Here is a 12,780-nt window from a genome sequence, read left to right as displayed (position 1 = left end):
TTATATCACAGCGTACCTTTGCCCGGCGTTGCGCCATCAGCCTTGCCCTGGATCAAGAAGACAGATTTGTCGCTATGCTGCACTTGGAGTGAACTTGCACTAATGTCCTGCGTCATAAATGTCATCTAGCACCATCGCACTTGGAGAAACACGATGATCAAACGGACCCTACCCGCCTTCCTGCTCGCCTTGGGCCTGGGCGCCCTCGCTGGCTGCTCGACCCCTACCGTCATCACCCTGAACGATGGCCGGGAGATCCAGGCAACGGATAAACCATCCTTCGACGAAGACTCCGGTTTCTACGAATTCGAGCAACTCGACGGTAAGCGCACGCGCCTGAACAAGGACCAGATCCGCACCGTCAAAGAGCTCTGATCAAGCACCTGTTTTGGCAAAGGCCCTTATAACAACAAGGGCTTGTGGGCGAAAACGGGATACAGTAGGATTTTGTTCATCGGAGTGTAGCGCAGCCAGGTAGCGCGTCTCGTTCGGGACGAGAAGGCCGCAGGTTCGAATCCTGTCTCTCCGACCAGATCCTTTTCAAAAAGCCCGCCTTGCGCGGGCTTTTTGTTGCCCCTGAAAAAGTGTCAGGCGCTCAGGCGCGAGGTTACTTCGCCCAGTTGCCCGGACAACCCATGCAGGCGGTGCCCCGCCTGCTCGGTGTGCTGCACCGACTCCTGGTTGGCCGTGGCAATGCGGGTGATTTCGATCAGGTTGCGCGAGATGTCTTCGGCCACGCTGGTCTGTTCTTCTGCCGCCGTGGCGATCTGCCGGTTCATGTCGCGGATCGCCTCTACCGCCTGGGTGATGCGCTGCAGCATCTGCCCGGCCTGCTGCACCTGCTCGGCCCCCTCTTCGCTTCGTTGCTGGCCGCTTTCGATGGCCTTGACCGCTTCAACCGCACCTGACTGCACCGCTTCGATGATCTGGTGGATCTCGGCAATCGAGGCTGCCGTGCGCTGGGCCAGGCTGCGCACCTCATCGGCCACCACCGCAAAGCCACGCCCGGCCTCGCCGGCACGGGCCGCTTCGATGGCCGCGTTCAGCGCCAGCAGGTTGGTTTGCTCGGCAATACCGCGGATCACTTCGAGCACTTTGCCAATGCGCGTGCTGTCGTGTTCCAGGTCGCGGATTACCGCCGCCGTGCCGGCGATTTCGCGGTTGACCACGCCAATGATATCGATGGTCTGCTGCATCACCTGCTCACCCGCCTGGGCACTGTGGTCGGCGTCATCCGCTGCGCGGGCAGCTTCAGCGGCATGGCGGGCCACTTCCTGGGCGGTGGCAGACATCTCGTGCATGGCCGTGGCCACCTGGTCGGTGCGCTGGAACTGGTCATGGGTGCCGCGGGCCATGTCGCCGGCAATGCTGCGCAACTGGCCGCTGGCACCTTCCAGCTCCTGGGCATTGTCCTTCAGCCGGCCGACGGTGTCGGCGAGAAAGTCGCGCAAGGTGTTGGCCGCCCGCGCCAGGCGCCCCAGTTCGTCCTCACGGCGGCTGTCCACGCGGGCGGCAAAACGGCCCTGGCTAAGCTGCGCGACGTACTCGATCAACTGGTGGATCGGCTCGATCAGGCTGCGGTTGACCAGCCACAGGCTGAGCAGCCCCACCAGTACCGCCGAGGCCAGCATCACCAGCAAGCCCAGCCATACCGTGCGTTCGGCACTGGCGTTGATGCTGGCCGCACGCTGGCGGGCATCGGCACGCAGTTGCTCCACCAGTTCGCTCATCTGCTCGCTGGCGGCGCGGTCTACACCCTTCACCGCCAAGTCGCCGGCTACCGGGTCGCCACCAGCGGCGAGGAAGGCCTGACGGCCCTGCGCATAGGCCTGGCCCAACTGCCGGTGGCTGTCACGCAGTTGCTGCAACGGCGCCTTGAGCCTGGCGTCGCTGCTGTCGATCAGTTGCCCGAGCAATTGTTGCACCTGCTGTTCGCGGGCCTGAAACTGCTGCCAGTACTTCTCCATCTCAGCCGGCTGGCGCCCGCGCAGCAGCACGTTCTTCCATTCCTGCACCTGGATCTTGAACTGCAGGTTAGCTTCATCAATCAATTGCGAAGCCCGCAGCGGCCCGTCCACCAACTCGGCATAACCGCGCACGCTGGACGACAAAAACTGGAAACACACCAGGGCGATCAACAGCATCGCCACCAGGCTGCCGCCGAGCAGCGAGAGAATTTGCACTCTGAGGGATTTACGCAACATCGTGGATCTCGAAACCGGAAGGAAAGGAATGGCGCGCATCCGCAACACCAGGTAAGACATTCCATGTCCTTGTTGGCAGGCCAAAAAAAAGCTGCCATCAAGCAATGGCAGCCAGGTCGAGCACTTACGCAACAGTTGAGCCAGATACTCTCAGGCAATTGCTACAAAATTGTTACAAACTCGCGACGCATTAGCCGCTGGTGAATTGCAAGGCCGCCAGCCGCGCATACAGCGGGCTTTCCTCGACCAGCTGGCGGTGGGTACCCACCGCCACCACCCGGCCCTTGTCGATGACCGCAATGCGCTCGGCATGCTGCACCGTGGCCAGCCGATGGGCGATCACCAGCGTGGTACGCCCGGCCATCAGGCTGGGCAACGCCTGCTGGATCAAGTGTTCGCTCTGCGCGTCGAGCGCGCTGGTGGCCTCGTCCAGCAGCAGGATCGGTGCATCCACCAGCAACGCCCGGGCAATCGCCAGGCGCTGGCGTTGCCCGCCAGAAAGGCCGATGCCACCCTCGCCCAAGGGCGTCTGGTAGCCTTGCGGTAGCTGCCGGATGAATTCGTCGGCATGGGCACCGTGCGCCGCTGCTTCGACTTCGGCCAGGGTCGCATCGGGTCGGCCATAACGGATATTGGCCTCCACTGTTCCGCGAAACAGTGAGGGGTTTTGCGCCACCAGGGCGAACTGGCGGCGCAACTGGTCGGGGTCCAGCTCAGTCACCGGCAGGCCATCGAGCAGGATGCGCCCTTGCTGTGGGTCGTAAAAGCGCAGCAACAAATCGAACAGGGTCGACTTGCCCGCCCCCGAGGGGCCCACCAAGGCCACGGTCTGCCCGGGCTCGATAACCAGGCTCAGGCCATCGACCGCTGCCACCGAGGGCCGTGACGGGTAGGCGAACACCAACTGCTGCAACTCGATACGTCCACTGGCCCGCTGCTGCGGTAGCGCCTGCGCCACGGTGGGTGGCAGGATCGCACTGCGCGCCGCCAAAAGCTCGGCAATGCGCTCGGCCGCACCCGCTGCACGTTGCAGCTCGCCGATCACCTCACTGAGGGTGCCGAACGCGCTACCGACGATCAGGCTGTAGAACACGAACGCCGCCAGTTCGCCTGCGGAGATACGCCCGGCGATCACATCCATGCCGCCCACCCACAGCATCACCCCCACTGCCCCCAGCACCAGCACGATCACCAGGGTAATCAGCCAGGCACGCTGGGCAATCCGCTTGCGGGCCACGCCAAAGGCGGCTTCGACCGTGTCGGCGAACCGTTCGCGGTCATGCGCCTGGTGGTTGTAGGCCTGTACCGTCTTGATCTGCCCCAGGGTCTCGGCCACGTAGCTGCCCACATCGGCCACCCGATCCAGGCTCTGGCGCGACAAGCTGCGCACCCTGCGACCAAACAGCAGGATCGGTGCCAGCACCAGCGGCAAGGCGACCACCACGATGCTGGTGAGCTTGGGGTTGGTGATGAACAACAGCACCACACCACCAATGACCATCAGCGCGTTGCGCAGGAACATCGACAGCGATGAGCCGATGACCGATTGCAGCAAGGTGGTGTCGGCGGTCAGCCGCGACTGGATCTCGGAACTGCGGTTGTCTTCGAAAAAGCCGGGGTGCAGCCCCATCAGGTGGTCGAACACGGCACGGCGGATATCGGCCACGCAACGCTCGCCGATCCACGACACCAGGTAGAAACGGCTGAAGGTGCCCACCGCCAGGGCCAGCACCAGCAGCAGGAACAGGCCGATGGTCTGGTTGAGCTGGTGCGCCGAACGGGTCATGAAGCCCTGGTCTACCAGCAGGCGGATGCCCTGCCCCATGGACAGCGTGATGCCGGCAGTAACCACCAGGGCCAACAAGGCCAGCAGCACCTGTCGACGGTACGGACGAACGAACTGCCAAGCCAGGCGCAAGGCTCGGCGTTGGCGAGGTGAAACCGAATCGGGCATGGCGGCGGCTACGATGGCGGAGAAACCGCAGACTACCACTCATCCGGCAGGGGGAATGCATGCAGGTTGCTATAACGCATCGGTCTAAACAGATGATGGAGCTTTCACAGGGTTTCTGTTGGACTGTTGCTGCCGTGATTCAGAAGCTGTCACAGGCCAGTCACGGCGCAGGGCTACCCTGAACTTGAACCTGAAGAGGAGACAGTACATGAGCTTGCAGCATGGCAGTGACCACCAGAAGCCTCAGACCACCCCGCCACCCCAGGCATGCGGTTCGATCATCGACGGCAAGGGGCGCGAAGTGCCAATTACCGAGCAGATGATCCAGCAGGCCTGCAAGGCCCTGGAAGAAAGCAGGGTCGAGCGCGTACACAAAGGTTGATCGGCGAATTTTTTGCAACCCGGCGCCTACGCCGGGTTTTTATTGCCCGCAGGTTTGCTTGGGCCCTTGTGGGAGCGGCCTTGCGTCGCGAAAGGGCTGCAAAGCAGCCCCGGCAACCCGTGCCGCGCTGCTGAAATCCTGGGGCCGCTCTGCGGCCCTTTCGCGACACAAGGCCGCTCCCACAACCGCAGATAACTCCAAAACTTGCTTAGACCAACTCCGCCCCCAAGGCACTCACCAGCTGCGCCAACTGCGGCGACTCCCCACGCAAGCGCACCGCCAACCCTTCAATCTCGCGCCGCGGCGGGTATTGCTTACGCAACTGGTCGAACGCCGCACGCTGCTGCTGCGGGTCGTCACTCAGGCTGCGGCGGAAGTCGGCATCGTCGCGGCGTGGGTCGTACACGGCGCGGCACAGGGTCGCCAAGGCCCAGGCCGGGTCGGTGCTGGCATCCAGTTCGATTTGCGCCAGCGGCGGTCGGGGCAGCAAGTCGGCCAGTTGCACCTGCTCGTCCACCCCCAGGAACCGGCACAGCGCCTGGTAGATCTGCGCCGTGCCACGCTGGCGGCCGTCGAGGCTGTAGCCGGCAATGTGCGGTGAGGCCAATGTGCACAGGTCGGCCAGTTGCAGGTCGACCTGTGGCTCGCCCTCCCACACGTCCAGCACTGCATGCACGTCTTCACGGTCCAGCAGCAGCTCGCGCAGGGCGGCGTTGTCCACCACCGGACCACGGCTGGCGTTGATCAGCCAGGCACCCGGACGCAACTGCGCCAGCTGCGCCTGGCCGAACAGGTGCCAGGTCGGGTGCTCGCCATCGAGCTGCAACGGGGTATGCAGGCTGATCACATCGCACTGTTGCACGATGGTTTCCAGGCTGACGTAGTTGCCGCCCTCGGCGGCCTGGCGTAGCGGATCGCACACCAGCACCTTCCAGCCCAGGCCGTGCAGCACCCGCACCAGGCGACCACCCACTTCACCCGCGCCCACCACGCCATACACCCGCTCGGGCAGTGCCGCGCCATCCAGCTCGGCCAGCGTCAACAGGCTGCCCAGCACGTAGTCGACCACACCGCGGGCATTGCAGCCCGGCGCACTGCTCCAGCGAATGCCGGCTTCGGCAAAGTAGTCCAGGTCCAGGTGATCGGTACCGATGGTGCAGGTGCCGACAAAGCGTACGCGGCTGCCTTCGAGCAACTGGCGGTCGACTTTGGTTACCGAGCGCACCAGCAGGATATCGGCGTCCTTGACGCTGGCGGCATCGAGACTTCGGCCGGGGTAACGGCGGATTTCACCGAAACCCTGGAAAAAGGCATCGAGCAGCGGGATGTTCTCGTCGGCAACTATCAGCATGGCGCTCTCCTGTCTGGGGAACGCAGTGTAGGCGCAACGTCGGGCGTGTTCCAGAGCGCTTCAGTCGGCTTTCTTGCGAATCCAGTACAGGAAGGTACCGGCGTCTTCTTGCTGCTGCAGCAGTTCGTGGCCGAGGAAGTTGCAGAACTTGGGGATGTCGCGGCGGGTCGACGGGTCGGTGGCGATCACCTTGAGCAGGCCGCCGGCGGCCAGGTCGCGCACGTGCTGGTGCAGCATCATCACCGGCTCCGGGCAGTTCAGGCCGGTGGCATCGAGGATGGCGTCAGGGGTGAAATCGGTCATGGGGGGCTCCGAAAATGATCGCCATTGTCGCGCATAGCGCGACGCGGTCCAAGCACCGCTTGATAAATGCGCAGCTGCCCGCCAGCCCAGCTCTTGATCTTGATCTTGATCTTGCTTTTGATCTTCGCGACTTCAGGAGGCCGAACGCAGGCCTTGCGGAGGGAGGTGACGGGCATGGATGCCCGTCAAGCGCTGGGCCCCAGGATGGGGCCTGCAGCGCGGTCCTCCCGGGAGCGAGGCCGGAGTGAGGGAACCCCGGAGCGAAGCGCAGGGGCCGGATGATCGGAGCGCAGCGTTTTTTGGTTACTTTTTTGTCGCGTTTGACAAAAAGTGACTCGCCGTAAGGGCGAAAAGGTGAGTAAGCGTCGCCATCACAAATGGACTGTTCGCTGAACCAAAACAGCCAGATCCGCTTTTTAGCTTCTTGCGAGATGGGCCTCAACACAGTGTAGACATTCGTTCGCGCAGGTGGCGCTGAGTCACCTTCGCGCCCTTCCGGCGGGTTACTTCGGTCTTGGCCAAAGTAACCAAAGCCGTCCGCTCCCATCATCCGGCCCCTGCGCTCGGCCTCCTGAAGTCGCAACCTGCGTCGCCTGAGCTACCGCGCGCTTAGAAGCAAAAACCGAAGCAAGAGCTACAGGCGGAGCGCGAACAGCGCCCTGGGCTCAGCGCGGCTTCAGATCGAGCCGGCGCAGGTGGCAAGTCACTTCCTCGCGGTCGTGGTACAGCTGCTTGCAGGCAATCGATACCCTGATCTTGCGCGCCTTGAACGTCGCCTCCATGCGATCGAGCAGCCGGCGTACTTCGGCATAGCGCTGCTTCATCGGCAGCTTCAGGTTGACCACTGCCTCGCGGCACAGTCCCTCGCCCAGCCAGGTTTCGATCAGCGAGGTGGTGCGCGCCGGCTTCTCGACGATGTCGCACACCATCCAATCCACCGGCTGCTTCGGCTGCCAGGTAAAACCATCAGCCATCAGGTGCTGAACCAGGCCGGTGTCCATCAGGCTTTCGGCCATCGGGCCGTTGTCGATGGCGGTCACCAGCATGCCCCGGCGCACTAGCTGGTAAGTCCAGCCACCCGGCGAAGCGCCCAGATCAACGCCGGTCATGTCATCGCCCAGGCGCTGCTCCCACTGCTCGCGCGGGATGAACTGATGCCACGCTTCTTCCAGCTTGAGGGTCGAGCGGCTGGGTGCCTCGCGGGGGAATTTCAGGCGCGGAATGCCCATGGGCCACAGGGCACTGTTGTTGGCCGGCGCAACACCGGCGAACACCCGCCGGCCGCTGATGAAGGTGAGCAGCAGGCGTGGGCGGCTGGCGTCGTCAACCAGGCGGCCGGCCTTCTCCAGCGCCTTGCGCAGCGGCACTTCGAACTTGCGGCAAAAGGTAGACAATTCCTTGCCTTCGTTACTGTCCAGCACTTCCAGCCACAGGCTGCCGAACACAGGCAAGTCGGCCAGCTCCGCCAGCAGCACACTGATGCGGTCAGTTTCCGGCAGTTCGACATAACCGCCCCGGGCCCACTGGCGCGGGAAAATCAGCTCGTTGAAACGCAGCGCCCCCATCAGCAGCTCGGCGCCGCCTTCTTCGGTACAGACAAACTCGGCGCTGGCACTGTGCGGCTTGCCTTTGGCATAGCCAGCAATACCCAGACGGGCGGCATGTTCGCTGATTTCGGCGCACACCTCGCCCTCGAAACCGGGCCGGCAATGCATGAACAGGGTATTCATCTCTCACTCCACTACGGCTGGCGCGCAACAGGCGCCGGCAGGGCGGCGATAATAAAGGAAGTTCGGAACCTGCGACACGCCCCGCCGGTCCAGAAAAGGGTCAGGGGCCGCAAACCGGTCTAACCTGACCACTCAGCCAGGTCCGTACCGTGCGGATCGAAACAGAGCGGTGACACCGGCAGACCTTGAGTATTTGCCGGGCACCGGCGCAGAAGGAGTTGGCAATGCCCTCGCTCGACAGCCTGAACACCCTCAACACCCTCCAGGTCGGCAACCAGACCTATCACTATTTCAGCCTTACCGAGGCCGCCCGCCAGTTGGGCGACCTGCAACGCCTGCCCATGTCGCTGAAGGTGCTGCTGGAAAACCTGCTGCGCTGGGAGGACGGCCAAACCGTCACCGGCGATGACTTGCGCGCCATTGCCCAATGGTTAAGCGAGCGGCGCTCCGACCGCGAGATCCAATACCGCCCGGCGCGCGTGCTGATGCAGGACTTCACCGGCGTGCCGGCCGTGGTCGACCTGGCCGCCATGCGCGCAGCCATGGCCAAGGCCGGCGGCGACCCGCAGCGGATCAACCCCTTGTCACCGGTGGACCTGGTGATCGACCACTCGGTAATGGTCGACCATTACGGCACGCCTCAGGCCTTCGGCGAGAACGTGGATATCGAAATGCAGCGCAATGGCGAGCGCTATGCCTTCCTGCGCTGGGGCCAGAGCGCCTTCGACAACTTCCGCGTAGTGCCGCCGGGCACCGGCATCTGCCACCAGGTCAACCTGGAATACCTGGGCCGCACGGTGTGGACCCGTGAAGCCGATGGCCGCACCTACGCCTTCCCCGACACCCTGGTCGGTACCGACTCGCACACCACCATGATCAATGGCCTGGGCGTGCTCGGCTGGGGTGTCGGTGGCATCGAGGCAGAGGCGGCCATGCTCGGCCAACCCGTGTCGATGCTGATCCCCGAGGTGATCGGCTTCAAACTGACCGGCAAGCTGCGCGAGGGCATCACCGCCACCGACCTGGTGCTGACGGTAACGCAGATGCTGCGCAAGAAAGGTGTGGTGGGCAAGTTCGTCGAGTTCTATGGGGACGGCCTGGCCGAGCTGCCGCTGGCAGACCGTGCGACCATCGCCAACATGGCACCGGAGTATGGCGCCACCTGCGGCTTCTTCCCGGTTGACGAGGTGACCCTGGACTACCTGCGCCTGTCGGGCCGACCGGACGCGACTGTGCAACTGGTCGAGCAGTACTGCAAGGCCCAGGGCCTGTGGCGCCTGCCGGGGCAGGAGCCGTTGTTCAGCGACAGCCTGGAACTGGACATGCACGAGGTCGAGGCAAGCCTGGCCGGGCCCAAGCGGCCGCAGGACCGCGTGGCGCTGGGCCAGGTCAGCCAGGCCTTTGACCATTTCATCGAACTGCAGCCCAAGCCGCTGGCCAAGGAAGTCGGCCGCCTGGAAAGCGAGGGCGGCGGCGGTGTAGCGGTGGGCAACGCCGACCAGGCTGGCGAGATCGACTACAGCCATGGAGGCCAGACTCACACCCTGCGCGATGGCGCCGTGGTGATTGCCGCCATCACCTCCTGCACCAACACTTCCAACCCCAGTGTGATGATGGCGGCCGGGCTGGTGGCGAAAAAGGCCCTGGAAAAAGGCTTGCAACGCAAACCCTGGGTCAAGAGCTCGCTGGCGCCGGGCTCCAAGGTAGTCACCGACTACTTCGAGGCAGCGGGGCTCACCCCTTACCTCGATCAACTGGGCTTCGACCTGGTCGGCTATGGCTGCACCACCTGCATCGGCAACTCCGGCCCGCTGGACGAAGCGATCGAGAAAGCCATCGGCAGCGCCGACCTCACCGTCGCCTCGGTGCTGTCGGGCAACCGCAACTTCGAAGGCCGCGTGCACCCGCTGGTCAAGACCAACTGGCTGGCTTCGCCACCGCTGGTAGTGGCTTACGCGCTGGCCGGTAGCGTGCGCATGGACCTGACCCGCGACCCGCTGGGTACAGGCAAGGACGGCCAACCGGTGTACCTGAAGGATATCTGGCCAAGCCAGCAGGAAATTGCGGCGGCCGTGGCCAAGGTCAATACCGCGATGTTCCACAAGGAATACGCCGAAGTGTTTACCGGCGATGCGCAGTGGCAGGCCATCGAGGTACCACAGGCTGCCACCTACGTGTGGCAGGCCGACTCTACCTATATCCAGCATCCGCCGTTCTTCGACGACATCGGCGGACCGCCGCCACGCATTGCCGACATCCACAGTGCGCGGGTACTGGCTCTGCTGGGCGACTCGGTGACCACCGACCATATCTCCCCTGCCGGCAACATCAAGGCCGACAGCCCTGCCGGGCGCTATCTGCGCGAGAAGGGCGTGGAGCCACGCGATTTCAACTCCTACGGCTCGCGGCGTGGCAACCATGAAGTGATGATGCGCGGCACCTTCGCCAACATCCGTATCCGCAACGAAATGCTGGGGGGTGAAGAAGGTGGCAATACCCTTCACGTGCCAAGCGGCGAGAAGATGTCGATCTACGATGCGGCTATGCGCTACCAGCAGGAAGGCACCCCGCTGGTGGTGATCGCCGGCCAGGAATATGGCACCGGCTCGAGCCGTGACTGGGCGGCCAAGGGCACCAACCTGCTGGGGGTCAAGGCGGTGCTGGCGGAAAGCTTCGAGCGCATTCACCGCTCCAACCTGGTGGGCATGGGCGTGCTGCCGCTGCAGTTCAAGGCCGGCCACGACCGCAAGCAGCTGGTGCTGACCGGCAAGGAGCGGATCGACGTGCTGGGCTTGAGCGGTGCGCAGATCCGCCCTGGCATGAGCCTGCCGTTGCGCATCACCCGCGAAGATGGGCAGCAGGAACAGATCGAGGTGCTGTGCCGGATCGATACCTTGAACGAGGTGGAGTACTTCAAAGTCGGCGGAATTCTGCACTTCGTGTTGCGACAGATGATCGCCGGCTGAGGCTGGGAGGTACGGCTGCGAATTTGCGGCGCTCTCGAGACCGAGCGCCGCCCGCGATGCGCCGCGCGGGCGGCGCTCGATTTCACAGGCGCCACAGCTCCAGCGCCGGACCAAACGCAGCAACGTTAAATAATCATTCAATAAAACCAGTGCCTTGCCGATACCTGTCCAAAGCCCTGCGGACTATCACCCCATGCGTAACAACCAGCCGATTACCCAGAGAGAACGGACTTTCCCTGCCCAGCAGCGGTTGATCTCCACCACCAACGCCAAGGGCGTGATCACGTACTGTAACGATGCCTTCATCGAAATCAGTGGTTTCACCCGCGAAGAGTTGACCGGCGCGCCGCATAACCTGGTACGCCACCCCGACGTGCCGCCTGCCGTGTTTGCCCATATGTGGCAAACCCTGAAGCAGGGCCAGCCGTGGATGGGCATCGTCAAGAACCGCTGCAAGTCCGGCGACCACTACTGGGTCAACGCCTACGTCACACCTATTTACGACAACAACCAGGTTGTCGGTTTCGAGTCGGTGCGGGTCAAGCCAACCGCTGAGCAGATTCGCCGCGCCGAAGCACTGTACCAGCGCATCAACCAGGGCAAGCCAGCTGTACCTCGCAGGGACAAGTGGCTGCCGGTGCTGCAGGACTGGTTGCCTTTCATCCTGATCAGCCAGGTGGGCTTCCTGATCGGCAACTGGCTGGGCCATTCCTGGGGCTTTGCCCTGGCTGCCGGGCTATCCGTACCCCTGGGCCTGCTGGGCTTGAGCTGGCAGCAGCGCGGCCTCAAGCGCCTGTTGCGCCTGGCCGAGCAGACCACCTCCGATCCGCTGATCGCGCAGATGTTTACCGACAGCCGTGGCGTACAGGCGCGCCTGGAAATGGCCATGCTCAGCCAGGATGCCCGCATGAAAACCTGCCTGACCCGCCTGCAGGACAGTGCCGAACACCTCAGCGACCAGGCGCGTCAGTCCGACGCCCTGGCGCACAAGAGTTCTTCGGGGCTGGAGCGCCAGCGGGTGGAGACCGAGCAGGTTGCCGCCGCCGTCAACCAGATGGCCGCCACCACACAGGAAGTGGCCAACCACGTTCAGCGCACCGCCGATGCCACCCAAGAAGCCAATCGCCTGACCAGCCAGGGCAGGCAGATTGCCGGGGAGACCCGCGAGGCCATTGAGCGCCTGTCGGCAGCGGTGGGCGAAACCGGTCAGACGGTCACCCAACTGGCCAAGGATAGCGACGAGATTGGTGGCGTGGTCGATGTGATCAAGGGCATTGCCGACCAGACCAACCTGCTGGCACTGAATGCGGCCATCGAAGCGGCGCGTGCCGGTGAAATGGGCCGTGGCTTTGCTGTGGTGGCCGACGAAGTGCGCCAGTTGGCCCAGCGCACTGCCGAATCCACCGGGCAGATCCACGGCCTGATTGCCAAGCTGCAACAAACCGCCAGCAACGCCGTGCTGACCATGGAAACCGGCCACCGCCAGGCGCAGGAAGGCGTCGACCGTGTGATGCAGGCTGACGAGGCCCTCGTGGGGATCAGCGAAGCGGTGGCCAACATCACCGACATGGCCACCCAGATTGCCGCCGCTACTGAAGAGCAGACTGCAGTGGCCGACGAAATCAGCCGCAACATCAGCACCATTGCCGAACTGGCCGACCAGACCGCCGAACAGGCGCAGCATTCGGCACTGCTGAGCGAGGAGCTGACCAGCACGGCGGGTAGCCAGTATTCACTGGTGGAGCGGTTCAACCGCTAATGCTCGCGACTTAAGCACTCCACCGCTGTGGATGGCACCGGCCCTGCCGGTGTTCGCGGCTAAAGCCGCTCCCACAGGAACCGAGTGACCTTGAAGCCTGCGCTCCCACGAGGACCGCGTATGCCTGCTTG

Annotated in this window: 9 protein-coding genes and 1 tRNA gene; 5 read left to right on the top strand and 5 right to left on the bottom strand. The window is 63.8% G+C overall.

What is annotated here, in order from left to right; genetic code table 11:
- The first annotated feature begins 153 nt into the window (after positions 1-153).
- Positions 154-375, top strand: a complete 222-nt coding sequence (locus E8E78_RS06465) for a YgdI/YgdR family lipoprotein (RefSeq protein WP_016485624.1) — start codon at positions 154-156, stop codon at positions 373-375.
- 80 nt (positions 376-455) lie between these two features.
- Positions 456-532 (top strand) — tRNA-Pro (locus E8E78_RS06460).
- A 55-nt stretch (positions 533-587) separates the two neighbouring features.
- On the opposite strand, the gene E8E78_RS06455 is transcribed toward E8E78_RS06460, so the two are convergent.
- Positions 588-2,204, bottom strand: a complete 1,617-nt coding sequence (locus E8E78_RS06455) for a methyl-accepting chemotaxis protein (RefSeq protein WP_049273476.1) — start codon at positions 2,202-2,204, stop codon at positions 588-590.
- Positions 2,205-2,394: 190 nt separating this feature from the next.
- Positions 2,395-4,158 carry an ABC transporter transmembrane domain-containing protein gene (locus tag E8E78_RS06450; RefSeq protein ID WP_280312863.1) on the bottom strand — a complete coding sequence of 588 codons (1,764 nt, stop codon included), beginning with the start codon at positions 4,156-4,158 and terminating at the stop codon, positions 2,395-2,397.
- A gap of 208 nt (positions 4,159-4,366) precedes the next feature.
- Here E8E78_RS06450 and E8E78_RS06445 point away from each other — a divergent pair, with 208 nt between their 5' ends.
- On the top strand, positions 4,367-4,540 hold the full coding sequence (locus tag E8E78_RS06445) for a PA1571 family protein (protein ID WP_165605163.1): 174 nt from the start codon (positions 4,367-4,369) through the stop codon (positions 4,538-4,540).
- Between the two features lie 208 nt (positions 4,541-4,748).
- Here the strand turns inward: E8E78_RS06445 and pdxB are convergent, their stop codons facing one another.
- From pdxB to rlmM, 3 genes are all read right to left on the bottom strand, one after another.
- A complete protein-coding gene (pdxB, locus tag E8E78_RS06440) occupies positions 4,749-5,891 on the bottom strand; it encodes a 4-phosphoerythronate dehydrogenase PdxB (RefSeq protein ID WP_061203813.1) in 1,143 nt (380 codons plus the stop codon).
- Positions 5,892-5,951: 60 nt separating this feature from the next.
- Positions 5,952-6,194 (bottom strand): sulfurtransferase TusA, encoded by a 243-nt coding sequence (gene tusA / locus E8E78_RS06435; RefSeq protein ID WP_016500764.1) that lies wholly within the window; start codon positions 6,192-6,194, stop codon positions 5,952-5,954.
- Positions 6,195-6,859: 665 nt separating this feature from the next.
- Positions 6,860-7,924 carry a 23S rRNA (cytidine(2498)-2'-O)-methyltransferase RlmM gene (gene rlmM, locus E8E78_RS06430; protein WP_280312866.1) on the bottom strand — a complete coding sequence of 355 codons (1,065 nt, stop codon included), beginning with the start codon at positions 7,922-7,924 and terminating at the stop codon, positions 6,860-6,862.
- 224 nt (positions 7,925-8,148) lie between these two features.
- Here rlmM and acnA point away from each other — a divergent pair, with 224 nt between their 5' ends.
- Both acnA and E8E78_RS06420 read left to right on the top strand, forming a co-directional pair.
- Positions 8,149-10,890 (top strand): aconitate hydratase AcnA, encoded by a 2,742-nt coding sequence (acnA, locus tag E8E78_RS06425; RefSeq protein ID WP_156858872.1) that lies wholly within the window; start codon positions 8,149-8,151, stop codon positions 10,888-10,890.
- Between the two features lie 193 nt (positions 10,891-11,083).
- The gene (locus E8E78_RS06420; RefSeq protein WP_049272873.1) at positions 11,084-12,649 is read left to right on the top strand and encodes a PAS domain-containing methyl-accepting chemotaxis protein; all 1,566 of its coding nucleotides are present in this window, start codon (positions 11,084-11,086) and stop codon (positions 12,647-12,649) included.
- Positions 12,650-12,780: the final 131 nt, after the last annotated feature.

The organism is Pseudomonas sp. BN505 (assembly GCF_029873175.1).
Taxonomy (GTDB): Bacteria; Pseudomonadota; Gammaproteobacteria; order Pseudomonadales; family Pseudomonadaceae; genus Aquipseudomonas; species Aquipseudomonas putida.
This window is presented reverse-complemented; position numbering and strand designations above follow the sequence as displayed.